This window comes from Enterobacter sp. TCD1-1 (genome assembly GCF_020567405.1).
Taxonomy (GTDB): Bacteria; Pseudomonadota; Gammaproteobacteria; order Enterobacterales; family Enterobacteriaceae; genus Enterobacter; species Enterobacter quasiroggenkampii.
Window position 1 is genome coordinate 1,161,614 of record NZ_JAJCXF010000001.1, and the last position, 24,648, is coordinate 1,186,261.

Annotated in this window: 23 protein-coding genes; 7 read left to right on the forward strand and 16 right to left on the reverse strand. The window is 58.3% G+C overall.

All coding sequences use genetic code 11. From position 1 onward, the window contains the following. Positions 1 to 223: 223 nt before the first annotated feature. From LJA86_RS05645 to puuD, 6 genes are all read right to left on the reverse strand, one after another. Positions 224 to 1,711, reverse strand: coding sequence for a carboxypeptidase M32 (locus LJA86_RS05645; RefSeq protein ID WP_069719345.1), 1,488 nt, complete (start codon positions 1,709 to 1,711; stop codon positions 224 to 226). 150 nt (positions 1,712 to 1,861) lie between these two features. Further along, entirely contained in the window at positions 1,862 to 3,133 is a 1,272-nt protein-coding gene (gene puuE / locus LJA86_RS05650) for a 4-aminobutyrate transaminase (protein WP_229225764.1), read from the reverse strand. A gap of 26 nt (positions 3,134 to 3,159) precedes the next feature. Then, positions 3,160 to 4,440, reverse strand: a complete 1,281-nt coding sequence (locus LJA86_RS05655) for an NAD(P)/FAD-dependent oxidoreductase (protein ID WP_048030690.1) — start codon at positions 4,438 to 4,440, stop codon at positions 3,160 to 3,162. After that, positions 4,437 to 5,930 (reverse strand): aldehyde dehydrogenase PuuC, encoded by a 1,494-nt coding sequence (puuC, locus tag LJA86_RS05660; protein WP_229225765.1) that lies wholly within the window; start codon positions 5,928 to 5,930, stop codon positions 4,437 to 4,439. The genes LJA86_RS05655 and puuC overlap by 4 nt, the downstream gene beginning before the upstream one ends. A 157-nt stretch (positions 5,931 to 6,087) precedes the next feature. Further along, positions 6,088 to 6,645 (reverse strand): HTH-type transcriptional regulator PuuR, encoded by a 558-nt coding sequence (gene puuR / locus LJA86_RS05665; RefSeq protein WP_008502454.1) that lies wholly within the window; start codon positions 6,643 to 6,645, stop codon positions 6,088 to 6,090. A gap of 25 nt (positions 6,646 to 6,670) precedes the next feature. Next, positions 6,671 to 7,435, reverse strand: coding sequence for a gamma-glutamyl-gamma-aminobutyrate hydrolase (puuD, locus tag LJA86_RS05670; protein WP_196364669.1), 765 nt, complete (start codon positions 7,433 to 7,435; stop codon positions 6,671 to 6,673). A 213-nt stretch (positions 7,436 to 7,648) separates the two neighbouring features. On the opposite strand from puuD, the gene LJA86_RS05675 reads away from it, so the two are divergent. From LJA86_RS05675 to LJA86_RS05680, 3 genes are all read left to right on the forward strand, one after another. Continuing rightward, positions 7,649 to 9,067, forward strand: coding sequence for a glutamine synthetase family protein (locus LJA86_RS05675; RefSeq protein ID WP_008502452.1), 1,419 nt, complete (start codon positions 7,649 to 7,651; stop codon positions 9,065 to 9,067). Between the two features lie 181 nt (positions 9,068 to 9,248). Beyond that, on the forward strand, positions 9,249 to 9,434 hold the full coding sequence (locus LJA86_RS22240; protein ID WP_420707828.1) for a hypothetical protein: 186 nt from the start codon (positions 9,249 to 9,251) through the stop codon (positions 9,432 to 9,434). Then, complete coding sequence (locus tag LJA86_RS05680; RefSeq protein ID WP_196352361.1) at positions 9,424 to 10,815, forward strand: APC family permease; 1,392 nt, start codon at positions 9,424 to 9,426, stop codon at positions 10,813 to 10,815. The genes LJA86_RS22240 and LJA86_RS05680 overlap by 11 nt, the downstream gene beginning before the upstream one ends. Before the next feature lie 64 nt (positions 10,816 to 10,879). Here the strand turns inward: LJA86_RS05680 and LJA86_RS05685 are convergent, their stop codons facing one another. Next, the gene (locus LJA86_RS05685) at positions 10,880 to 12,133 is read right to left on the reverse strand and encodes an MFS transporter (RefSeq protein WP_048030688.1); all 1,254 of its coding nucleotides are present in this window, start codon (positions 12,131 to 12,133) and stop codon (positions 10,880 to 10,882) included. A gap of 121 nt (positions 12,134 to 12,254) precedes the next feature. Here LJA86_RS05685 and LJA86_RS05690 point away from each other — a divergent pair, with 121 nt between their 5' ends. From LJA86_RS05690 to bioD, 3 genes are all read left to right on the forward strand, one after another. Further along, complete coding sequence (locus tag LJA86_RS05690; RefSeq protein WP_045910383.1) at positions 12,255 to 13,187, forward strand: LysR family transcriptional regulator; 933 nt, start codon at positions 12,255 to 12,257, stop codon at positions 13,185 to 13,187. A 94-nt stretch (positions 13,188 to 13,281) separates the two neighbouring features. After that, positions 13,282 to 14,502 (forward strand): sugar metabolism global transcriptional regulator Mlc, encoded by a 1,221-nt coding sequence (gene mlc / locus LJA86_RS05695; RefSeq protein ID WP_069719339.1) that lies wholly within the window; start codon positions 13,282 to 13,284, stop codon positions 14,500 to 14,502. 130 nt (positions 14,503 to 14,632) lie between these two features. Beyond that, a complete protein-coding gene (gene bioD / locus LJA86_RS05700) occupies positions 14,633 to 15,328 on the forward strand; it encodes a dethiobiotin synthase (protein WP_229225766.1) in 696 nt (231 codons plus the stop codon). On the opposite strand, the gene clcB is transcribed toward bioD, so the two are convergent. From clcB to LJA86_RS05730, 6 genes are all read right to left on the reverse strand, one after another. Then, complete coding sequence (gene clcB / locus LJA86_RS05705; RefSeq protein ID WP_229225767.1) at positions 15,263 to 16,573, reverse strand: voltage-gated ClC-type chloride channel ClcB; 1,311 nt, start codon at positions 16,571 to 16,573, stop codon at positions 15,263 to 15,265. The two genes, bioD and clcB, sit on opposite strands and share 66 nt — an antisense overlap. 101 nt (positions 16,574 to 16,674) lie before the next feature. Continuing rightward, positions 16,675 to 17,823, reverse strand: coding sequence for an osmoprotectant ABC transporter ATP-binding protein OsmV (osmV, locus tag LJA86_RS05710; protein ID WP_045353850.1), 1,149 nt, complete (start codon positions 17,821 to 17,823; stop codon positions 16,675 to 16,677). Next, positions 17,823 to 18,470 (reverse strand): osmoprotectant ABC transporter permease OsmW, encoded by a 648-nt coding sequence (osmW, locus tag LJA86_RS05715; RefSeq protein ID WP_014169860.1) that lies wholly within the window; start codon positions 18,468 to 18,470, stop codon positions 17,823 to 17,825. The genes osmV and osmW overlap by 1 nt, the downstream gene beginning before the upstream one ends. Before the next feature lie 8 nt (positions 18,471 to 18,478). After that, complete coding sequence (gene osmX / locus LJA86_RS05720; protein WP_229225768.1) at positions 18,479 to 19,378, reverse strand: glycine betaine ABC transporter substrate-binding protein; 900 nt, start codon at positions 19,376 to 19,378, stop codon at positions 18,479 to 18,481. Positions 19,379 to 19,396: 18 nt separating this feature from the next. Further along, positions 19,397 to 20,107 carry an osmoprotectant ABC transporter permease OsmY gene (gene osmY, locus LJA86_RS05725; RefSeq protein WP_229225769.1) on the reverse strand — a complete coding sequence of 237 codons (711 nt, stop codon included), beginning with the start codon at positions 20,105 to 20,107 and terminating at the stop codon, positions 19,397 to 19,399. A gap of 276 nt (positions 20,108 to 20,383) precedes the next feature. After that, the gene (locus LJA86_RS05730; RefSeq protein ID WP_229225770.1) at positions 20,384 to 21,331 is read right to left on the reverse strand and encodes an NAD-dependent epimerase/dehydratase family protein; all 948 of its coding nucleotides are present in this window, start codon (positions 21,329 to 21,331) and stop codon (positions 20,384 to 20,386) included. 91 nt (positions 21,332 to 21,422) lie between these two features. Here LJA86_RS05730 and LJA86_RS05735 point away from each other — a divergent pair, with 91 nt between their 5' ends. After that, complete coding sequence (locus LJA86_RS05735) at positions 21,423 to 21,872, forward strand: MerR family transcriptional regulator (protein WP_045910390.1); 450 nt, start codon at positions 21,423 to 21,425, stop codon at positions 21,870 to 21,872. Here LJA86_RS05735 and LJA86_RS05740 read toward each other — a convergent pair. From LJA86_RS05740 to LJA86_RS05750, 3 genes are all read right to left on the reverse strand, one after another. Continuing rightward, on the reverse strand, positions 21,822 to 22,559 hold the full coding sequence (locus LJA86_RS05740) for a YoaK family protein (RefSeq protein ID WP_167213028.1): 738 nt from the start codon (positions 22,557 to 22,559) through the stop codon (positions 21,822 to 21,824). The genes LJA86_RS05735 and LJA86_RS05740 overlap by 51 nt on opposite strands. A 158-nt stretch (positions 22,560 to 22,717) precedes the next feature. Further along, entirely contained in the window at positions 22,718 to 23,341 is a 624-nt protein-coding gene (locus LJA86_RS05745; RefSeq protein ID WP_229225771.1) for a glutathione S-transferase family protein, read from the reverse strand. Between the two features lie 84 nt (positions 23,342 to 23,425). Further along, a complete protein-coding gene (locus LJA86_RS05750; protein ID WP_229225772.1) occupies positions 23,426 to 24,610 on the reverse strand; it encodes an MFS transporter in 1,185 nt (394 codons plus the stop codon). Positions 24,611 to 24,648 lie beyond the last annotated feature (38 nt).

Consider the following 24,648-nt stretch of genomic DNA (forward strand, 5'->3'; position numbering starts at 1 on the left):
ACCCTCGAATTTGGTTTTTCATTTAACCCCACTGCGGGGCCGTTGAAATAACTATATCCCTGTAAACTCGGGGTTTCCGTGAGTGATTGGTATCGGCGTGTAACCATATGTACATTGCCGGGGGGCTAGCACAGACGGCCCACTCTCCATTGAGGGAGAGGGCTGGGGTGAGGGGGAACATACGGCTCTTTTACCTGAGATCCCTCACCCCCGGCCAAACAGATTACAAATAGCGGGAGGTCAGATGTTCGCGGAAGTAACGGATGTTCAGATCCTCGCCCGTCGCCTGGGTGATTAACTGCGACGTACTGAAGCGACTGCCGTGCTGCCAGATGTTCTGACGCAGCCAGTCAAAGAGTGCAGAAAAATCGCCTTCAGCGATGGAGGCTTGCAGACCCGGAAGCGCCGTTTTGGCCGCATGGAACAACTGTGCGGCATACATGGCCCCCAGCGTATACGACGGGAAGTAGCCAAAACCGCCGTCGGTCCAGTGAATATCCTGCATACAGCCGTTGCGGTAGTTGTCTTTGGTGGATAACCCGAGCCAGGCCTGCATTTTCTCGTCCCACAGGGCAGGGATATCGTCCACTTCGATCTCGCCGTTGATCAGCGACCGCTCAATCTCATAGCGCAGCACCACGTGCGCCGGGTAGCTCACTTCGTCCGCATCGACGCGGATATAGCCCGGCTTCACGCGCTGGTTCCAGGCGATAAAGTTCTCTTCGCTGAACGCCGCCTGGCTGCCAAAGCGGGCATGCACCGCAGGGAGAAGATGCTTGAGGAAGGCTTCACTGCGTCCCAGCTGCATCTCAAAGAACAGGCTCTGGGATTCGTGGATCGCGGTTGAGCGGGCCAGCGCAATCGGCTGTCCTGCCCACGCGCGCGGCAGGTTTTGTTCGTAGCGCGCGTGTCCGGTTTCGTGGATCACGCCAAACAGCGCGCTGAGCAGTTCATCCTCGTCATAGCGCGTGGTGATGCGCACGTCCTCCGGTACGCCGCCGCAGAACGGGTGCGCGCTTACGTCGAGGCGACCACCGTTAAAATCGAAGCCGAGCATCTTCATGGCTTCCAGGCCCAGTTCACGCTGTGTTGCCGTCGGGAAAGGCCCCTGAGGAGGAACAAACGATCGCTGAGCCTGCTTTTCCACGACGTTTGCCAGCAGGTCCGGCAGCCAGGACTTCATGTCGCCGAACAGCACGTCCAGACGGGCGCTGGTCATGTCGGGTTCAAAAATATCCAGCAGCGCGTCGTACGGCGTACAGCCTTTGGCTTCCGCCCGCAGGCGCGCCTCTTCACGGCTGAGTTTGACCACCTCTTTCAGGTTGGCGGAAAAACCCTGCCAGTCGTTGGCGGGACGTTGTGTGCGCCAGGCGTGTTCACACCTGCTGCCCGCCAGGGATTTGGCTTCCACCAGCGTTTCCGGCAGCAGCGAGGCCTGCTGATAGTGGCGCGTCATTTCCCGCAGGTTGGCCTGTTCGACGTCATTCAGATCTTCCCCTGCCGCCGCGGCTAACAGGTCGCCGACTTTTTTATCGGTCAGAAGCTGGTGCTGCAGGACGCTCATCTCCGCCAGCGCCTCACCGCGCGCGGCGCTGCCGCCGGGCGGCATCATGGTGAACATGTCCCAGCTGGCGATGGAGGAGAGGTGCGAGAAGCGGGAGAGGCGCTGGAAGGTTTTCACAAGTGACTGATAGGCTGATGTTTTTTGCAATTCTTATTTCCTCATGCCGGGGATGTGTTTCAGGGAGCATACAATGAAACCGACCAAATTCCCCAACATTTCCCACGCGGAGGAAATCTGAGCAGATCTCCTCCGTTGAAACCGTCCCCGGCATTCCGGGAGACGGTTTTCGGTGGGCACTCAGGACTTATCGCGCATAACCTGTTGCAGGATCGCCAGCGCCTGGTTGAACTGGGCATCCGGAATGGTCAGCGGATAAAGGAAGCGGATCACGTTGCCGTACTGGCCGCAGATCAATAACAGCAGGCCCTGAGCGAGCGCCTTTTGCTGGATCGCCTGCGCGATGGCGGCTGAAGGTTCACGGCTCTCGGGATCAAAAAACTCCGCCGCAATCATCGATCCTCTTCCCCTTATCGCCACGAGCGCAGGGAAGGTGCCCTGAATCTCCTCCAGCGTGGCTTTCAGCCGCTCGCCCAGCTGACGGGCGCGCGCGCACAGCGACTCGTTGTCGATAATCTTCAGCACCGCGTGCGCGGCGGCCACCGCAAGCGGGTTGCCGGCATAGGTTCCCCCCAGGCCGCCGGGAGCCGGAGCGTCCATGATGTCGGCGCGACCCACCACGCCGGACAGCGGCATTCCGCCTGCCAGGCTTTTAGCCATCGTCATCAGGTCGGGTTTGTCCGCGTAGTGTTCCATGGCAAACAGCTTACCCGTACGGGCGAAGCCGCTCTGCACTTCGTCGGCGATCATCACGATCCCGTGCTCATCACAGATGCGGCGGATGGCGGCCACCAGCTCTGGCGGGGCGACGTTGAATCCGCCTTCACCCTGAATGGGTTCAAAAATAATCGCCGCCACCTGTTTCGCCTCAATATCTGCTTTGAACAGGCGTTCTATCGCCGTGATGGCATCCTGCGTCGTGATGCCGTGCAGCTCGGAGGGATACGGCACGTGATAAACCGACCCCGGGAAGGGACCAAATCCGAGCTTGTAAGGCGCGACCTTGCCGGTTAACGCCATGGTCATATAGGTTCGGCCGTGAAAACCTCCCCCGAAGGCAATCACACCCGGTCTGCCGGTGTGGGCCCGGGCGATTTTAATGGCATTTTCCACCGCTTCTGCGCCCGTGGTGAAGAACGCCGTTTTGGCCGGACTCTGCACCGGGGCCAGCTCGTTAAGTTTTTCGGCCAATGAAACGTAGCTTTCATACGGCACAATCTGGTAGGCCGTGTGGGTGAACTGGTGAAGCTGTTTTTCCACCGCGGCCACCAGTTCAGGATGACGATGGCCGGTATTCAGTACCGCGATCCCGGCGGCGAAATCAATATAGTCGTTGCCTTCCACGTCGGTAAGCGTGGCATTCTCCGCCGAGCGGGCAAAGAAATCACACATTACGCCAACGCCGCGCGGGGTGGCAGAAAGTCTGCGCTGATGAAATTCCTGGTTACTCATATCAGATACCCTTTTGTCGAAAACGATCATACGCCAAGACGATCGCGCAGGCTGTAATACGCCGCACCCATCGCCGTGAATGGAATCCGCAGGCTGCGACCGCCCGGGAAGGGGTAGTGCGGAAGATTAGCAAACGCATCAAAGCGCTCAGCGTCACCGCGCAACAGTTCCGAGATCAGCCGTCCGGCCAGGTGGGTGCAGGTCACGCCGTGGCCGCTGTAGCCCTGCATGTAATAGATGTTTTTATCCAGACGACCAAACTGCGGCATACGCGACAGGGTCAGCAGGAAGTTGCCCGTCCAGCGGTAGTCGATTTTGACGCCTGCCAGCTGAGGGAAGGTTTTGAGCAGCTTTGGCATCACCAGGCGCTCGACATCGTCCGGATCGCGCGCGCCATAGACGACGCCACCACCGTACAGCAGGCGGTTGTCGGCGGTGAGACGGTAGTAATCCAGCAGGTAGTTACAATCTTCCACGCAGTAGTTATTCGGGATCAGCGTGCGGACGACCTCTTCCGGCAGCGGGGCGGTGGTCACCACCTGGGTGCCGCAGGGCATGCTGCGTTTTGCCAGTTCCGGTTCGATCTTATCGCCCAGATAGGCATTCCCGGCGACGATCACGTAGCGGGCCGTCACCTGGCCATGCTGCGTGCTCACCACGGCCGGGCTGGTGTGCTGAATGGCGGTCACCGGGGACTGCTCATATACCCGCCCGCCGTTCAGGCGAATGGCGTCCGCTTCGCCGATCGCCAGGTTCAGCGGATGAATATGCCCCCCGCTGCGGTCCAGCAGCGCGCCGGTATAGCGTTCGCTGTCGACCTCCCGGCGGATGGCGCTGGCGTCCAGCAACTCGAGCTGCGTGTTGCCGTAGCGTTCCCAGTTGGCTTTTTGCTCCTCCAGTGTCTCCAGCTGCTTGTGGTTTAGCGCCACAAACAGCCCGCCAGGACGATAGTCGCACTGGATCTGATAGCGCTGGATTCGCTCCCGAATGATTTCCCCGCCTTCAAACATCATGCTCCCGAGCATTCTGGCGGCATCGGGCCCGTAGTTTTTCTCGATCACGTCGATATCGCGGCTGTAGGAGTTAACCAGCTGGCCGCCGTTGCGTCCGCTGGCGCCGAAGCCGATGCGCGCCCCTTCAAGGAGCACCACGTCATAGCCCATTTCGGCGAGATGCAGCGCGGAGGAGAGGCCGGTATAGCCGCCGCCCACCACGCACACGTCACAGCTGATCGACTCGTTAAGCGTCGGGAAAGGTTCGTAAGCGTTCGCGCTGGCCGCGTAGTAGCTGGTGGTATGTTCGGTCATGATTGAGGCTCCAGGGCAATCCAGATGGTTTTCAGTTCGGTAAATTTTTCCAGCGCGTGCAGGGACTTATCGCGACCGTTGCCGCTCTGCTTATAGCCGCCAAAGGGAACGGTCATATCACCGTCGTTATAGTTATTGACGAAGACCGAGCCGGCCTTCAGGCGGCGGCTCATGCGGTGCGCCCGGGAGAGATCGCGGGTCCATACCGCCGCGCCAAGCCCGTATTCACTGTCGTTGGCCAGCGTTAAGGCGTCCTCTTCGGTTTTAAATCGGGTAACGACCAGCACCGGGCCGAAAATCTCTTCCCGGCACAGCGGGGAGTCGGACTCGAGGTCGACAAAAATGGTTGGACCGACTGCGGAAGGCCATGATTGTTCCCGCCCGTCCAGCAGCAGCGAGCCTTTCCGGGTTCCTTCGCGAATAAACGTGTGGACGGTATCGGCGTGCGCAGCGTCGATGAGCATGCCCATCGTGCTGTCGGGGTCGAGCGGATCGCCCGGCTGCCAGTGACGGGCCTGCGCTTTCAGCTTTGTCAGGAATTCATCGGCGATGCTCTCTTCGAGTAGCAGGCGGGTACCGGCGATACAGACTTGCCCCTGGTTGTAAAAAATCCCGGCGGCGGTCGCGCTCACGGCCTTGTCCAGGTCCGGACAGTCGGCAAAGATAATATTGGCGCTCTTGCCGCCTGCCTCCAGCCAGACGCGCTTCATGTTGCTTTCTCCCGCGTCCTTCAGCAGTTGCTTGCCGGTACGGGTAGAGCCGGTAAACGTCAGCACCTCGACCTCGGGATGACGTGCCAGCGCCTGGCCCGCTTCATGGCCGTAACCGCTTATCACATTCAGCACGCCGTCCGGCAGGCCCGCCTCTTTCGCCAGCCCGGCCAGCCGCAGGGCGGTGAGCGGTGATTTCTCCGACGGTTTCAATACCACGCTATTGCCCGCAATCAGCGCCGGGCCCAGCTTCCAGCAGGCCAGCAGCAGCGGGAAGTTCCAGGGGACGATGGCCGCAACAACCCCGATGGGCTCGCGCACGATCATCGCCAGCTCGCCCGGACCCGTAGGCGCCACTTCGCCGTAGACTTTATCCGCCGCTTCGGCGTACCAGCGAATGGCGCGCGCCGCGCCGGGAATATCGTCGCGCAGGCTGTGGCGGATGGGTTTACCGGTGTCCAGCGTTTCCAGTAAGGCCAGCTCTTCGCTATGGCGTTCCATCAAATCGGCGAGCGTATTTAGCACGGCCTTGCGCTGCGCCGGAGACGCCTGCGACCAGTCACCGCGCTCAAATACCTCACGCGCGGCCTCAACCGCGCGGTCCACGTCCGCCTGCTTGCCCCGGGCGACGTTTGCCAGCGTCTGCTGGGTCGCGGGATTGACGGTTGCAAACGTGGTGTTATCGGCGGCGTCACAATAGACGCCGTTAATAAATAACCGGGTCTCAATGGCGCTGTTTTTTGCTTTATCCTGCCAGTAAGTCAGGTGCTGAAAATGCATATTCACTCCTTTCTTTCGCAATCAGATAAATAAAGGCATGGCCGTTTCAGGCAATACGAAGCCGTGGGGCATCCCGGGAATTAACCCGTTAAATGCCGACAGCGATCGTTTTTATGTGTCCCGGCGTAAGCGCGCTTACGCCGGGACTGAGTGGTAATTAGAACGTGGTGGGGGTGTGGGCACTGATAATGCGGCAGATGCCTGCCGAGGTGTTGCTGAAGCTGTGCGGTATGCCGGTATTGATGGCATAGCTCTGCCCCGCAACCAGGTGATATTGCTGGCCATTAATGGTCAACAATATTTCACCTTCCAGTATCGTACCGATCTCCTCACCCTGGTGTTTGATCCTCTCTCCGGTCGTGGTTCCAGGCTGGTAAGTTTCAAAAATCATCGCCAGCGTACGGTTCGGATTTCCGTTATGAACCAGCTTCATCGAAACCCCCTGACTGCCTATTTCGATAAGGTCTTCCTGATTAATAACCACCTGCGGTTCATCAGGTTTTTCCGGTTCCGAAAAGAATTCCGAGAGCGACAGCCCATAAACTTTCAGCAGCTTCTGTAGCGTACTGATGGCAGGACTGACTTTGTCCTGCTCAATGGTGCTGATGGCACTGTGTGTTAACCCAGACAGTTCGGCGGCACGCCGCTGCGAGAGACCCAGCTGTTGGCGGATCTCAGACAGACGTTTCCCTGGCGCCAGTCCGTCATCGCTCATAGTTGCATTTCCTTTACGGTAGTGGTCAAAGCCGCTGCTTCTCAGCAATGTAGCTTTGACAGGCGGTGATAAAACCTTCAAACAACATACGTGACAGGGCGTACTCGCTGCTGTTCCATTCGGGGTGCCATTGCACACCGAGGGCAAAAGGGTGGTCATGAACGCTGACCGCTTCGACCAGCCCGTCCGTCGAGCGGGCCTCCACGCGAAGCCGTGGTCCTAACGTCCGTGCACCTTGCCCGTGTAACGAGTTTACCCAAAATGTGTTACAGCCTGGTATTAATTGAGACAGCAGTCCTCCCTCCTGAACCTGAACTTCATGAGACGGGGCGTATTGTAGCTCAACCGGCAGTTCAGGATCTTCCCGGTGCTCGAGCAGGTCGTTCTGCTCGAACAGGCGGCGATACAGCGTCCCTCCCGTTGCAACAACCAGTTCCTGCAGCCCCCGGCAGATGGCGAAAATGGGGATGCGCCTTTCGAGCGCGGCGGCAATCAGCGCCATACTCAGAAGATCTCGCCCGGGATCGGCGTTAGGCTCATCGCCGTTTTCACCATAAAGGTGCGGCTGCACATTACTTGGGCTGCCCGGCAGGTAAATCCCGTCCAGGGTTGGGAGCAGAGCGGTAAGGAGCTCTGGCTCTGCCAGCGCATGCGGTAAGGCAATCGGTAAGCCTCCCGCGTTAATAATGGCATTCAGGTACTTTTCTTGCAGGGTCTGGGTCTCATGACCCTTAAGCCTGTTTCTACACATCACCACGCCAATAACTGGCTTGTTCATTATATTTTCCATGATCGCCCTCACAAAGTGGACTAAATTTAGGCCATTATCGCCTGCAAAACGGCCTTTTCGTTCAATATTTTCTCAATCTAGCAACGGGATCTGCCTTTTGCAAACTTAATTTAACATTTGACAAACAATTTATTTGCATACAGATTCGATAGGGTGGACATTATATTTGACAGTCCAGAGCAGCGAACGCAAATCCAAAAACGGTGGTAAATCATGGAAACCAATATCGTAGAAGTTGAGAACTTTGTGCAGCACACGGATGAGAGGCGGGGCAGCGCCTTTACGCAGGAAGTGAAGCGCTATTTAGAAAAGTATCCTGACACCCAGTTTATTGATGTCCTCCTGACCGACCTGAACGGCTGTTTTCGCGGCAAACGCATCCCGGTTGCCGGACTGAGCAAGCTTGAAAAAGGCTGCTATTTCCCGGCATCGGTTTTCGCCATGGACATTTTGGGTAACGTCGTAGAAGAGGCGGGCCTGGGGCAGGAGCTCGGCGAGCCGGACTGCATCTGCGTACCGGTGCCGGGCACCCTGACACCGTCCGCCGCCGACCCGGAATACATTGGTCAGGTGCAGCTCACCATGGTCGATGAAGATGGCGCTCCCTTTGACGTTGAGCCGCGGAACGTACTCAACCGACTCTGGCAGCAGCTGCGCCAGCGCGGTCTGTTCCCCGTGGTAGCGGTAGAGCTGGAGTTCTATTTACTTGACCGTAAACGCGATGCCGACGGCTATCTGCAGCCACCCTGCGCGCCGGGCACCGACGTGCGCAACACGCAGAGTCAGGTCTACTCGGTTGATAATCTTAACCATTTTGCTGACGTGCTGAACGACATTGACGAACTGGCGCAGCTGCAGCTGATCCCCGCTGACGGGGCAGTGGCTGAGGCCTCCCCGGGCCAGTTTGAGATAAACCTGCACCATACGGAAAACGTGCTCGATGCCTGCGACGATGCGCTGGCGCTAAAACGTCTTGTCAGGCAGATGGCGGAAAAACATAAGATGCACGCCACGTTTATGGCAAAGCCGTATGAAGAGCATGCGGGCAGCGGGATGCATATCCACATCAGCATGCAAAACAACCGAGGCGAAAACGTGCTCGCAGACGCCAACGGCGAGGATTCCGCGCTGCTGAAACGCGCGCTGGCCGGGATGATCGATCTGATGCCTGCATCCATGGCGCTGCTGGCACCGAACGTCAACTCCTATCGCCGTTTCCAGCCGGGAATGTACGTGCCGACGCAGGCCTCATGGGGACACAATAATCGCACCGTTGCCCTGCGTATCCCCTGCGGCGATCGCCATAACCATCGGGTTGAGTACCGGGTGGCGGGCGCTGACGCGAATCCGTATCTGGTGATGGCAGCGATTTTTGCCGGTATTTTACATGGGCTTGATAACGATTTGCCCCTGCAGGAAGAAGTGGAAGGCAATGGTCTGGAGCAGGACGGACTGCCGTTCCCGATTCGTCAGAGCGATGCGCTGTGGGAATTTATGCAAAACGATAGCCTTCGCGAGCGGCTGGGCGAACGTTTCTGCCACGTCTATCACGCCTGCAAAAATGATGAATTACTGCAGTTTGAACGCCTGATTACCGAAACTGAAATTGAGTGGATGCTCAAAAACGCCTGATGACGTGCCCCGGTAAGGGGCCGCTTTGTTTCATCTCATACGTATCACCAAACGGCCTGCGCGGAGCCTGGCCTAACTGTTTGCTGGCACGCCAGCTATCTCCCGGGAGTCGCGTTATGGAGCGCAGGCGGCACAGGGATTTTCTTAACGACACTGTGTGACGAGGTAGGAAATGATGCAGATGTTCAACTATCCGCAGGGCGAAGGGGGCCAGTCAGGCACCTGCTGTGAGTGCGAGCCAGAGACGGTGCGCTGGTACGATCGCGTATGTTCTTTACAACTTCCCCCTTTGCTAAGCAGGTTTGCGTTAAGGACAGCGCGATTGCAAACCACGGTAAGCATGGGGGGGACGGTTTATGGCGACTAACACCTCTCTTGACTCGCCGCGCATGGCCGGAAGAACCCGGCTGCGCAGTTCCCTCAAGCTCTGGCAGGTGGTCATGATGGGGCTGGCTTACCTCACCCCCATGACCGTGTTTGATACCTTCGGCATTGTGTCCGGTATCAGCAACGGCCACGTGCCCGCCTCGTATCTCCTGGCGCTGGCTGGCGTCATGTTTACCGCCATTAGCTACGGCAAACTGGTACGGCAGTTCCCGGAAGCGGGCTCCGCATATACCTACACGCAGAAATCGATCGGCCCCCACTTAGGCTTTATGGTCGGCTGGTCATCGCTGCTGGACTATCTCTTCCTGCCGATGATTAACGTGCTGCTGGCGAAGATCTACCTTTCCGCGTTGTTCCCTGAAGTTCCGCCGTGGGTCTGGGTGGTGGGGTTTGTGACGATCCTGACGCTGGCGAACCTGAAGAGCGTGAATCTGGTCGCCAACTTCAACACCCTGTTTGTGCTGGTGCAGATCGCCATCATGGTGGTATTTATCATCCTCGTGGTACACGGCCTGCACAAGGGGGAGGGCGTCGGCACCGTCTGGTCGCTCCAGCCGTTTATCAGCGAGAACGCGCACCTGATCCCGATTATTACCGGCGCGACTATCGTCTGCTTCTCTTTCCTCGGCTTTGACGCGGTCACCACGCTGTCGGAAGAGACGCCAAATGCGGCGCGGGTGATCCCAAAAGCCATTTTCCTCACCGCTTTGTATGGCGGGCTGATATTCATTGTTGCCTCGTTTTTCATGCAGCTCTTTTTCCCGACGATCGCCCGCTTCAAGAACCCGGACGCCGCGCTGCCGGAAATCGCGCTGTACGTGGGCGGCAAGCTCTTCCAGTCGGTGTTTCTGTGTACCACGTTTGTGAATACGCTCGCTTCAGGCCTGGCCTCGCACGCCAGCGTCTCGCGCTTACTGTATGTGATGGGACGTGACAACGTCTTTCCGGAACGGGTGTTTGGCTACGTGCATCCGAAATGGCGTACGCCGGCCCTGAACGTCATTATGGTTGGGATAGTGGCGCTGTCGGCCCTGTACTTTGATCTCGTGACCGCAACGGCGCTGATCAACTTTGGCGCGCTGGTGGCGTTTACGTTTGTTAATCTCTCGGTGTACAACCATTTCTGGCGGCGTAAGGGGCTGAACAAAACGTGGAAAGATCGGTTCCACTATCTCCTGCTGCCGCTCATTGGTGCCGTCACGGTCGGCGTACTGTGGATAAACCTCGAAGCGACGTCCCTGACGCTTGGCCTCATTTGGGCGGCACTGGGGATCCTTTACCTGACATGGCTCACGCGCCGTTTCCGCAAACCGCCTCCGCAGTTTGAAGCCGGTAAGATAGAACAGGCCTGGGATTCCTGAACGAAAAACGGCACCAGTACGCTGGTGCCGTTTTTCGGGAAACGGACATCCGCCCGCAAGCCTATTATTTCAGACGTTTATGAAGACTTGCGCCCACCAGCAGTGCGGCACAGAGCATCAGCGCGATAAACCCGCCCACGCCGTTCCAGCCGTAGTTATGCCAGAACACGCCGCCGAGCGTCCCGGCGATGCTGGACCCCAGGTAATAGCTAAACAGATAAAGAGACGATGCCTGACCTTTGGCGCGACGCGCGCGCGGGCCAATCCAGCTGCTGGCGACCGAGTGGGCCGCGAAGAACCCCGCAGAAAAGAGCAGCATGCCGGCAAAAATCAGCCACAGGGAGGAGAAGAGCGTCAGCAGCAGGCCGACCAGCATCACCGCCGTGAAGAACAGCATGACCGGGCCGCGTCCATAGCGTGCGGTCATCGCCCCGGCCTTCGGTGAACTCCACGTACCGGTCAAATAAGCCACCGAGAGTAAACCGACAATAGCCTGGTTCAGATGCCACGGTGAGAGCATCAGGCGATAGCCAATATAGTTAAACAGCGTGACGAAGGCGCCCATCAGCAGGAAGCCGGTCAGGAACAGGCGCGGCAGCCCCTTGTCGCGCCAGTGCAGACGGAAGTTGATAAACAGCGTTTTCGGGCGCAGCGATGTCGGGCGGAAATGACGCGATTCCGGCAGAATTTTCCAGAACATCAGGGCGGATGCCAGCGCGAAACAGCCGATGACCGCCAGCGCAATCCGCCAGCTAAAGAAGTCCGTGAATACCCCGCTCAGCAGACGTCCGCTCATCCCGCCAATCGAGTTCCCGCTGATGTATAGCCCCATAGAGAAGGCAACAAAGCTCGGGTGGATCTCCTCGCTGAGGTAGGTCATCCCGACCGCCGCCACGCCGCTGAGCGAGAGTCCGATCAGCGCGCGCATCACCAGAATGCCGTGCCAGCTGGTCATCATGGTCGAGAGTAGCGTACAGACCGAAGCCAGCATCAGCGCGGTTACCATCACCGGTTTACGCCCAATGGCGTCGGAAAGAGGGCCGGTAAAGAGCAGGCCAATCGCCAGCATCCCGGTAGAAATGGAGAGTGAAACGCTGCTGCTGGCAGGCGATACGCCAAACTCATGGGAGAGCACGGGCAGGATCGGCTGAACGCAATAGAGCAGGGCGAAGGTGGCCAGACCGGCGGAAAAGAGCGCCAGCGTGACGCGCATAAATTGGGGGGTACCACGTTTAATGAACTGAACCGGCTGCGATGTTGCAGGTAAATCATTGATATCGCTTGCCGGATCGATATCAATGGTAGTTGTACGACTCACACAGTTTCCTTGCTTAAACATCCCCGTGATTTCTGGTGACGGGTATGACCACCTCTTCAGGGTAGGAAAATGTAAATATTCTGTCTAATATATTAATAATCTCAAATGATACGTTAGAAATATGAATATCGAGCTGCGTCATCTTCGCTACTTTGTCGCCGTCGCCGAAGAGCTGCATTTTGGCCGCGCGGCGGCACGACTGAATATCTCTCAACCACCGTTAAGCCAGCAGATTCAGATCCTGGAGCAGCAGGTCGGCGCGCGCCTGCTGGCCCGCACCAACCGCAGCGTGAGCCTGACGGCGGCGGGCAAGCAATTTCTCATCGACAGCCGACAAATTCTGAGCATGGTTGAGGACGCCGCCGCTCGGGCAGAACGGCTGTATCTCGGGGAAGCCGGAGAGTTGCGCATCGGGTTTACCTCGTCCGCGCCGTTTATCAGCGCCGTCTCGGAAACGCTGTCGTCATTCCGCCGCCATTTCCCGGATGTTCATATTCAGACGCGCGAGATCAATACCCGCGAGCAGATTGCGCCGCTAAATGAAGGTTCGCTGGATTTGGGCCTGATGCGTAATACCCAGCTGCCGGACTCGCTGGCGTGGGAGGTGATCCTGCGCGAGCCGCTGATGGCCATGATCCCACACGATCACCCGCTGGCGTCGCGTCCGACGGTGTCGCTGGCAGAGCTGGCAAAAGAACCGTTTGTCTTTTTTGATCCGCAGGTCGGAACGGGTCTGTATGACGATATCCTGGGGCTGATGCGCCGCTACGATCTTGCCCCGGTCATTACCCAGGAAGTCGGGGAGGCAATGACCATTATCGGGCTGGTCGCCGCCGGGCTGGGCGTCTCTATTCTTCCGGCCTCCTTTAAGCGGGTACAATTGCGCGAAATGCGCTGGGTGACCATCGCCGAAGAGGATGCCGTTTCAGAGATGTGGCTGGTCTGGGCAAAACATCGCGAACAGAGCCATGCCGCACAGCGCTTCAAACAGCAGTTGATGAACGCCTCCGCCGGGGGGCATTTTCAGGGAAAAGTGGGCAAAAATGTGCAGTAAATCACATGGCTAAGTAAATATTTGACGGCAGCCATGCAAGTGCTTCACCATAGCCAACAGTTTATTTCGAAGCTCGAAAATAAGGGAGTACGAGGTGGTCGCTGATAGTCAGCCAGGGCACATTGATCAGATTAAGCAGACCAACGCTGGCGCGGTATATCGCCTGATCGATCAGCTTGGTCCGGTTTCGCGTATCGATCTTTCGCGCCTGGCACAGCTGGCACCCGCCAGTATCACCAAGATTGTCCGCGAGATGCTGGAAGCGCACCTGGTTCAGGAGACGGAAATTCAGGAGCCGGGCAGCCGTGGCCGTCCGGCAGTCGGGCTGGTGGTGGAGACGGAAGCCTGGCACTACCTGTCGCTGCGCATCAGCCGCGGCGAGATCTTCCTTGCGCTGCGCGATCTGAGCAGCAAGCTGGTGGTAGAGGACCGTCTCGAACTGCCGCTCAACGCCGAGGAATCGCTCCTCGAGGCGATTGTCTCGCACATCGATCGCTTCTTTATCCGCCATCAGCAGAAGCTTGAACGCTTAACGGCGATTGCCATCACCATGCCGGGCATTATTGATACCGAAAATGGTATTGTCCACCGCATGCCGTTTTATGACGATGTCAAAGAGATGCCGCTGGGAGAGGTGCTGAAAAACCATACCGGCGTGCCGGTCTACATTCAGCATGATATCAGCGCCTGGACGATGGCGGAGGCGCTGTTTGGCGCGTCCCGCGGCGCGCGGGATGTGATTCAGGTGGTTATCGATCATAACGTCGGGGCGGGGGTGATCACCGACGGACGTCTTCTTCACGCCGGAAGCAGCAGCCTGGTGGAAATTGGCCACACCCAGGTCGACCCGTACGGCAAGCGCTGCTACTGCGGCAACCACGGCTGCCTGGAAACCATTGCCAGTGTGGAAAGCGTGCTGGAGCTGGCGCAGGTCAGGCTCAGCCAGTCCATGAGCTCCTCGCTGCACGGACAGCCCTTAACGGTGGATTCTCTCTGCGCCGCCGCGCGTCAGGGCGATCTGCTGGCGAAGGACATTATTACCGGGGTGGGGAATAACGTTGGCCGCATTCTGGCAATTATGGTGAACCTCTTCAATCCGCAAAAAATCCTTATTGGCTCACCGCTCAGCCAGGCGGCGGAGATCCTCTTCCCGGCGATTACGGCCTGTATTCAGCAGCAGTCGCTTCCCGCCTACAGCCGGAATATTGCGGTAGAAAGCACCCAGTTTTCCAATCAGGGCACGATGGCAGGCGCGGCGCTGGTCAAAGATGCTATGTATAACGGCTCGCTGTTGATCCGCCTGTTACAGGGTTAACTCTTTTCCGCAGATTTAAGAAAAATTGCGCTATCTCAAGCCGGGTAGCGCACGCATCCCTTAGACTTCCTCCACTGAATTATTTACCTGGTTTATATTTTCGAAGCATACCCAAGAGGTGGAGTGAGTCATGCTTAAGCGTTTCTTTGTTACTGGTACTGATACCTCTGTCGGCAAGACCGTCGTATCCCGCGCATTGCTGCAGGCGCTGGCAGCAAGCGGTAAACGCGTGGCAGGGTACAAACCGGTCGCAAAAGGGAGTAAAGAGACGCCAGAGGGATTGCGTAATAAAGACGCCCTGGTGCTGCAAAGCGTCTCGTCACTGGAGTTGCCTTATCATGCGGTCAATCCCATCGCGTTAAGCGAAGAGGAGAGCAGCGTGGCGCACAGCGGCCTGATTAACTATCCCCTGTTGTCCGACGGCCTGGCGAACCTGAGCGAGAAGGTGGATCACGTGGTGGTAGAAGGGACGGGCGGCTGGCGCAGCCTGATGAACGACCTGCGCCCGCTGTCGGAATGGGTCGTGCAGGAGCAGCTTCCGGTGGTGATGGTGGTGGGGATCCAGGAAGGGTGCATCAACCACGCGCTGCTGACGGCGCAGGCGATTGCCAATGACGGCCTGCCGCTGATGGGCTGGGTGGCCAACCGCATCAACCCGGGCCTCGCGCACTATGCGGAGATCATCGACGTGCTGAGCGCTAAACTGCCCGGACCGCTGGTGGGTGAACTGCCTTATCTGCCTCGCGCCGAGCAGCGCGAGCTAGCGCAGTACATCGATCTCTCTGCCCTCGGTGGCGTGTTGACCATAGACAGAGTCGTGGCGTAACGTCCGCGACAGCACGGACGCCAGCACGCAGGCGACCAGCAAACCGGGCAGTAAAAAATACTGTCCGGTCATTTCACAGACCATCAGCGCCGACATAATGGGCGCGTGCGTGGTTGCGGCGAGTAGCGTTGCCATCCCTGCCAGCCCCAGCAAAATTGCCGTCTCAGAACCCGGCAGCCACAGCGCGAAAAGCTGTGCAAACAGCATGCCTGTCGCCATGCCAACAAACAGCGTCGGCGTGAACACGCCGCCCGGTGCGCCCGACCCGCTGCTCGCCAGTACCGCCAGCAGTTTACAGATAAAGACGCCCGCAATGACCGACAGCAGCGGCGGCGCGAGCAGAAAAGCCTGCACCACGCTGTAGCCGTTCCCCCACACCTTCGGCGTCAGAAGAGACAGCAGCCCGACGATCGCACCGCCGAGCGCCAGCTGCCACGGCGGCGAAAGTTTGAGGCGCAGGAAAAGACCGTGGCTGAACGCCATCAGCCACATCAGCAGCGGCCCGCAGAGACCCGCCACCAGCCCCATCGCGACCAGCAGGGCATAATCGGCCGCGGTGAGGATGCCGCTCAGGTGGACCACGTAGAGCGTGCCGGCACCCGGTGCCAGGAGCTGCGTGGTGAGAAGCGCCACCACCGCCGCGATAACCACGGGCCCGAGCGAGGCCAGCATCAGGGTGCCAAACAGAATCTCCGCAATGAAAAGGCTTCCGGCTAACGGAGCATGGTAGGCGCTGGCCATCCCGGCCGCGGCGCCGCAGGCGATCCATAACTTCCATTCAGATTTGGGCGTAAAGCGCCGGGCAAAAAAGGAGGCGGCGAGGGCAGCAAGCAGGATCATCGCCCCTTCACGCCCGATGGCGCTTCCGCTGGCCACGACCAGCAGCGAGGCAAGGGATTTCACCAGGCTGGCGCCGTAATCAAACTGGCCGTCGCCGGTCTCCAGCGCTTCCATATAATCGGTGGGGGCATGAGGCCGCTGGGCGGTCAGCCGTTGCCATCCCCAGAGCAACAGTCCGGCAGCCAGCCCGCCCAGCGCGGGCGTCAGCGCGCGCCGCCAGGGTGAGAGCGAGGCGGCGGCATTCACCAGGCTGCCGCTGTCGTTGCTGAGAAGCAGCCACTCCAGCAGGTACATGCTGTGGCGGAATACTGCAACGGCCAGCGCGGCCAGCACGCCGGTGACGGTGGCAATCAGCAGTCGACGAAACATCGCGCGGATGTCGGGGTACGTATGAAGACGTTGCATGGGTCGCGAGTAAACGGGGACGATACAATATTGTGGCGGGAAATCGCGGGGTTAGCAAAAGGTATGCGTGCGAAAAGCCGGGCGATGCCCGGCCAGAAAGGTTAGCTGTCGCTATGAATATTCAGCGCCCGGCGCGTACGCCCTGAACTGAGATACTCGGCAATATAGTCCTGAGAAATCTCGCCGTTGTAGCGACCGTCCTCATCCACGATCGGCATCCAGCTGGTGTTGCTCTCATACAGGCGTGACAGGACCACACGCAGGTTGTCTTCCGCTTTGCCGGTCATGCGGAACGGATGCAGGATGTCGGCGCAGGTTCCGCTGGCGTTACGCGCTTCGCGACGCTTCACAAAGCCCAGCGGTTTGCCGTGCTCGTCAACTACGGTAATCGCGCGAATATCGTTATCATCCATGGTCGCAAAGGCTTCAGGGAGCGGAGTAGAGCCCCGCACCGTAATGGTCGGCTGCTGGTCGGTGACGTCGCCCGCCGAGACCAGCAGCAGGCGCTTCAGGGTGCGGTCCTGACCGACAAACGAGCCGACAAACTCGTTCGCCGGTTTCGCCAGCAGTTCGTCCGGGCTGGCGCACTGCACGATTTTCCCCTGACGGAACACCGCAATACGGTCACCCAGCTTCAGGGCCTCATCGATATCGTGGCTCACCAGCATGACGGTTTTTTTCAGCTTGCGCTGCATCTCCAGGAACTGGTTCTGGATCACCTCGCGGTTAATCGGATCCACCGCGCCGAAGGGTTCATCCATCAGCAGTACCGGAGGATCCGCCGCCAGGGCGCGGATCACGCCGATGCGCTGCTGCTGACCGCCGGACATCTCACGCGGATAGCGATTGAGGAACTTATGCGGATCCAGCGCCACCATATCCATCAGCTCTTCGGCGCGGGTTTTACAGCGTGCTTTATCCCAGCCCAGCATGCGCGGTACGACGGTGATGTTCTCTTCAATAGTCATGTTCGGGAACAGGCCAATCTGCTGGATCACGTAGCCGATGTTGCGGCGCAGGGTGACGGTGTCCATCCCGCTGGTGTCTTCACCGTTAATCAGGATCGTCCCGCTGCTTGGGGTAATGAGGCGGTTGATCATCTTCAGGGTTGTGGTCTTCCCGCAGCCGGACGGGCCGAGCAGGACGCACATTTCCCCTTCGGGTACGTTCAGGTTGACGTTGTCGACGGCCTTAAAGGTCTGGCCGTGCTTCTGTGAAAAGTGTTTGGTGAGGTTTTCCAGTTTTATCATTATCGAATCCCCTTTGGAGTCAGAACCACCTGCAGACGGTGCAGCAGCCAGTCGAGCACAATCGCTAAAAGACAAATCATCAGCGCGCCCGCAATCAACATGCGGATATCACTTCCGCCGATGCCGTTGAGCAGCAGCAGGCCCAGGCCGCCCGCGCCGATCACCGCGGCAATCGCCATCACGCCGATGTTCATCACCACGGCGGTGCGGATCCCGCCGAAAATCACCGGCAGCGCCATCGGAATTTCGACCCAGCGCAGGCGCTGCCAGAAGGTCATGCCGATGCCGCGTCCGGCTTCACGCAGGCCCGGCGGCAGGCTGTCGAGCGCGGTATGGGTGTTACGCACAATTGGCAGCAGCGAGTAGAGAAACACCGCCGTGATCGCGGGCAGGGCGCCAATCCCCTGACCGATCAGCGAAAACAGCGGGATCATCAGGCCAAACAGCGCAATGGAGGGAATGGTCAGCACGATGGTGGCAATCCCCAGCACCGGCGTTGCCAGCCACTTGTGGCGAACAATCAGAATGCCGAGCGGGACGCCGATGAGAATGGCTAAGCCCACGGCCAGCGCCACCAGCCACAGATGCTGCAGCGTCAGGGTTAACAGGTAGTCCCAGTTGTCCAGAATGTAGTGAATCGTCTCCATAGCGCCTCCTACAGCAGCTGTTTGCTACGCAGGAAATCACGGGCGACCTGCTGCGGTGACTGATGGTCGATATCCACCTTCTTGTTCAGTTCGGTGATAACGTCGTTGTTGAGCTGGGCAGAGAGGGTGTTGAGCGCCTCTTCCAGGCCCGGATTGGCCTCCAGCGTGTCCTTACGGACCACCGGAGTGACGGCATAGCTCGGGAAGAAGCCTTTATCATCCTCCAGCACCTTGAGGTCGAAGCCCTTCACGCGCCCGTCGGTGGTGTAAATCAGCCCGGCGTCGACGAAGCCGTCGCGCACCGCGTTATAGACCAGGCCGGGGTCCATCTGACGGATCTGCGGGCGGTCCAGGTCCATCTTATAGGCGGCCTGAAGCGGCTTCATGCCGTCGCTGCGCCCGGCAAATTCAAGGTCTAAGCCCAGCAGCCAGTTTTTGTCCGGGTTGGTTTTACGGATCTGCTCAATCTTTGCCACCATCTCCGACATGGTGTTGATATGTTCCGCCTCGGCGCGCTTGCGCTGCATGGCGAACGCATAGGTGTTGTTCATGTCGGCGGGCTTGAGCCAGACCAGACCGTGCTTCGCGTCCAGACGTTTCACCGTCTCGTAAGACTCCTCTGGCGACATGCGCTTGTTGATGTGGTTAAAGATGATTAATGACGTGCCGGTGTACTCCCAGGTCATGTCAATCTGCTTGTTGATCATCGCGTTACGGGAAATCACCGTGGCGATATTGGTTTGCGGCTGAACCTGGAATCCTTTCGTTTGCAGGTACTGCACGGTCATCGCCGAGAGAATGTGCTGCTCGGTAAAGCTCTTGGTCGCCAGAATCAGCGGGGCCGCCATCGCCTGGCTGGTGAACAGCACCGCTGCACACAGCGCCGTCAGGCCGGAAAACAGTCTCATAAAAGCTCCTTGTTATTGTTATCGAGCGAGATGGGGACTCATCACGCGGCCCAGCGCCGCCAGCAGGGTATCGAGGATCAGGGCGAACAGGGCAGTGGCCGCCGCGCCGAGGATCAGGGTCGGGAAATCGTTCAGATAAATGCCGGGGAAAATCAGCTCGCCGTAGCTGCTGGCACCAATCAGGAACGCCAGCGGTGCGGTACCGACGTTAATGGCGGTGGCGATGCGGATCCCCGAGAGCATCACCGGCCAGGCGGCAGGCAGCTCAACCTGGCGCAGACGCTGCCATTTGGTCATCCCGATGCCGTTTGCCGCTTCCAGCAGCGACGGCGGGACCGAGCACAGCCCGGCATAGGTATTACGCACGATCGGCAACAGCGAGGCGAGGAACAGGGCGATGATGGCGGGCGTATCGCCGATGCCGATCACCACCATCGCCAGCGCGAGAACGGCCAGCGGCGGCAGCGTGTTGCCGACGTTGAAGATTTGCATCACATATTCGGCGACACCCCGCGCGGCCGGGCGGCTCAGCAGAATACCCGCCGGAATACCCACCAGCAGGGCAAAGAACATCGATGAGAAAACCAGAATCATATGCTGTTGCCCGAGATAGATCAGGTCAACCCGACGCGCTTTGATGGTCTCCAGCCCGATCCCCCAGACGAGGAGGGCGAGAACCACGATAATCGCGCCGACAAACAGCAGCGAACGTTTGAGTAATGGGTGCATTGCGGTGTGTCTCCCTGTGCGCATGCGTTATAGCAACCACCGGTTGCCTGTTGTTATGCCATGTTTCGGCAGGGGTAGATGACCTATAGCAAGCGTTTGGGAAGGGTTCCAGCGAAGGGGTAAAATCAGTAACCCTATGAAACTAGTGGCAACCTCAGGTCAGGCCTTATGGCGTAAGGCCTGATTGTGGGGCGGGCAGAATAGTCCTAAAGAAGAGATTTGAATGTGACGTTGTCACGAATAATACACCGCATTCCCGGTGGCGCGGCGCCGTAATTACGCCGCACCGGGCTCTTTTGATTTCCACTCTTGCCAGATGTTCTCGAGTCCCTTCCGGTATGACGTAACGGTGAACGCAGGGAAATGCTCTTTAAACTTCGTCGAATCAAACAGGTTGTCAGCCTCGTACCGGGGCAACAGCTCGCGCATTTCGCGCGCGCCTTGCGAAAACAGCGCCGTCGCGGCGAAGGCCAACTTGCCGAGGACGGAGTAGTCCGCTGGCTGTCCAAAGACCTCACAGGCGAGAGTGACGAACTGCTGGTACGTCAGCCTTTCATCGCAGCAGGGCAAGTGCCACGTCTGCCCGTAGGCCTCAGGGGTATTGCCCAGCAGAGCGAGCGCGCGACTGGCATCCGGCGTCCAGATGAGGGTGCGAAGCGTGTCGTCACGCACCGGAACGCGCGGACGCTTATGCTGCTTCAGCCTGTCGATAATGAGCGTATTGGTGAAGCTCTGCGTTTTCTCAGGCCCGTAAAACTCCGGGGACCGACCGATGAGGACGGGAATGTCGCCCCGTTGCATTTCGTCAAGCACCCGGTTTGCCATCAGGGCGCGCACGTGGCCTTTCCGCCCCCGGGGCGCAAAGCGCGTCTCTTCGGTTTGCGGCACGTTACTCTGGGGGTACATATAGGTGTTGTCGAAATAGACGAATTTTGCCCCCGCCTTACGCGTGGCCTCCAGGGCATTGTCCAGCATGGTCGGAAAATGACGCTCCCACAGCGCGGAATCAGGCGGCAGACCGGCGGTAAAATAGACCGTATCGCTACCGTTAATCGCCACCTGCGTCTGCTGCGCATCCAGGAGATCGGCTGCAACCGTGATATCGCTGGCGTTGACTTTCTGCGGATGGCGGCTGACCAGCCTGATCTCGTCGGTATATTCGCGTTTAAGCTCGCGGGCAAGTTCACGGGCAATTTGCCCGCTGGCGCCCAGAATAGTGTGCATTTTAGCTCCTGATGAGATGACGATCCGGTTGACCGCATAAAAAGTTTAAGCTTAAAGTTAACTTTAAGGTCAATATGCCAGAGCGGACGAAATGAAAATTGGCGAGCTGTCGAAAATGACGGGAATTACCCCGTCGCGCATTCGGTTTTATGAGGCGGAAGGCTTACTGCCGCGACCCGTCAGGCAGGGGAACGGGTACCGTACCTATTCCGCTGATGCGGTTGCGCTGCTGAACATTATCGACAATGCGCAACGGACCGGGTTCACCCTCGAGCAAATACGGCGCTTCTTGCCGCAGCCGCAACAGCGCTGGGATCATGAGGGACTGATCCAGTCCCTGAAGACACGCATTGCTGAAATAGAGGCGATGCAGAAGCAGCTGGAGGAAAACCGAAGGGAGCTGCTGGACCTGGTCACGAGTATCACCCACAGGCCGGAGGGCATCACCTGTGATGACAACATGCAGCGCCTGTTGGGGCAGTTGCAACCCTCAGACGCCAGCGCGAACCCGTCGAACCCGCGACGAGACGGTGATAATTGAGACGGTGGCGACAACCGCGAGCATCACACCCAGCGCCAGCATGGCGTTGAAGCCAATCCATCTGAACAGCAGCAGCCCCGCAATACCGCCCGTAATGAACGAAAACAGGGTGGTTAAGTGGGTTTTTAGCTGACTTTTTTGCGCCGCCGTATCTTTGGAGTAATCCCTGCGAAGCATCGCCACCATGACGGAGGCCAGGGAAATCCCCGCGTCCGTTAGCGTGCCGGTAATGTGCGTCGATCTTACCCGTCCGCCGGAAAGCTGCGTGGAGGTGGAATTATGAATGCCCATCAGAAAGCAGAGAAAAAGAATAATTTCGCGATTGCTGGTGAGCGCATGGAAATACATTTCGTAGAAGGAAACGCCGGTCAGTAATATCCCCTCGACAAAAAGGATCTGGCAAAAAACCAGCCTGACGTTATGGATAATACCCCATATGACGATCGTGCGCGCAATAATGGCGCCAGCCACAAAAGAGAGAATTATCGAGCCGAAGAAAATAATATCGCTCAGATCGGTAGAAGAAACTTCGCTGGATAATTGTGAGGTGTTGCCGGTCATGTGTGAGGGGAAAAAGCCAAATGCCCCGAGGGCGATGGCGTTCAGCAAACCTGCTGAGGTCGCCAGCCAGAGAGCAAGCCGGCGATCCTCCTGATGCGTTCGTTCTTTCTTGAGTTTAATCAGCAAGAATACCTCCGGGTTGAGCTTTGCCTGACTATTCAGGCTAGCAAAGCGGTGCAACGGGCTGTCCAGGATATGGCTTAATTATTATTCCCTCTGACGACAATCAGGGTTTCGTAATTAAAAAAACAGCCTCGTTGCGGTATTCATTCAGGCATTAAGTTTTACACCATGCCGTTATTGCCGTGACGCAAAAATGCCGGACGCTGGTTAAGACGCTCGAACCAGGCCTCAATGGCGGGCACGTCTGGCTTATCAAACGGCGTCATTTTCCAGCGATTCACCGACAGCCCAAGCACCACGTCAGCGAGGGTAAACGTCTCGCCCGCCGCAAAGGCCCCGGTGCGCTGCAGCTGTTGTTCCAGAATGGTAATGCAGTGGTTCCACTCCTTGATTCCTGCCGCAATGCGCTCAGGGTCGTTAAAGGCCGGGTTTTTACGCCCCAGCGCCGGGAAGACATAGCGCCAGGCGTTGTTAAATTCAGTGGCCTGCCAGTCCATCCAGCGCTCAACGTTGGCGCAGGCCTGCGGTTCTGCGGGCAGCAGATCGTGACGTTCGGCCTTGCGCGCCAGATAACGGCAGATGGAATTGGACTCCCACAGCACGAAATCGCTATCAATCAGCACCGGCACCATGGCGTTGGGGTTCAGGGCGCGGAAGGCATCCGTTTCCGTTGAGGCAAAACCACTGCCGTAATCTTCCTGTTGATAGGCTATGCCTGCTTCTTCGCAGGTCCAGAGTACTTTTCGAACGTTGATGGAGGTGGTTTTGCCGAGGATGCTGATCATTGCGCAGGTGTCCTTTAATGGATGTTATTGTTTAAAAACAATACACGAACGGTGAAGAAAAGCGTCAAAAAATCATCCGGCGCGTTATTTGTGAAGACGCGAAAGCAGAAACGTCAGCGTTGCCGCACAGATGAGCACGATGCCACTCAGGGCAAACGTGCTCTGCCAGCTATAACGATCGAACGCTATACCGCCCGCCGTTGAACCGAGCGCAATGGCGAGCTGGATCACCGCCACCATCAGTCCACCGCCGGCTTCAGCATCCTTCGGCAGCGTTCGCGCAATCCACGTCCACCACCCCGTCGGCGCTGATGTTGCCAGCATCCCCCATAGGCCTGACAGCAGGGCCACAATCCACACGTTATGCCCGGCGAGAATCAACGCGACTGCGATGGCCGCCATCAGTAGAGGGATCGCGATCAGCGTTATGTAAAACGCGGCATTAAGCACCAGGGCAACGAAAAGGGTGCCCACAAAACCTGCAACGCCTATGGTGAGCAAAATCAGCGACAGCCCGGCTCCGCTCACCCGGGTGACGGTTTCAAGGAACGGGCGCAGATAGGTAAACAGCGCAAACTGCCCCATAAAGAACAGGCCGCAGGCCAGCAGACCAACGGAAACGGCAGGCTGGCGGAATAACCGAAAAACACTTCCTCGTGATGTACCGTTTTTACGCGCGTTCATGTCAGGCAGGCTTAAACACTGCCAGATGAACGCGGCTATCGCCACGGGCACCAGACAAAGAAATGCGCCGCGCCAGCCAATAGTGGCCCCAAGATAGCTGCCAAGCGGGGCGGCCACCACCGTTGCCAGCGCGTTACCGCCGTTGAAAATGGCCAGCGCGCGCGCAACCTTATGCGGCGGAACAAGGCGAATGGCCGTTGCGGCAGACATGGACCAGAACCCGCCTATAGCGATACCGATCAGCGCGCGGCCTGTCATGTAAACCAGATAGTTTGGGGCGAAAGCGATAATCATCCCCGAGAGCGCCATCAGGAGCGTCATGCCCAGAAGAAGGTGTTTGCGGTTTATATTCCCGGCAAGCCGGGAAAGGAAGAGGCTGGTCAGCACCGCCAGCGCGCCGGAAATCGCGATCCCCTGGCCAGCGAGACCCTCCGTAACGCCCAAATCTCTGGCAAGGGGGGTAAGCAGGCTGACGGGCATAAATTCCGAGGCAATCAGGACAAATACGCACAGGGTCATGGCAAAAACGCCACTCCAGTGTGCATGCTCTGTGTTCTGTGATGTGGTGCGGCTCAGTGTAGACATAGTCAGATTTCACAAAGAGCCACCCGTTTAGGGCGGGT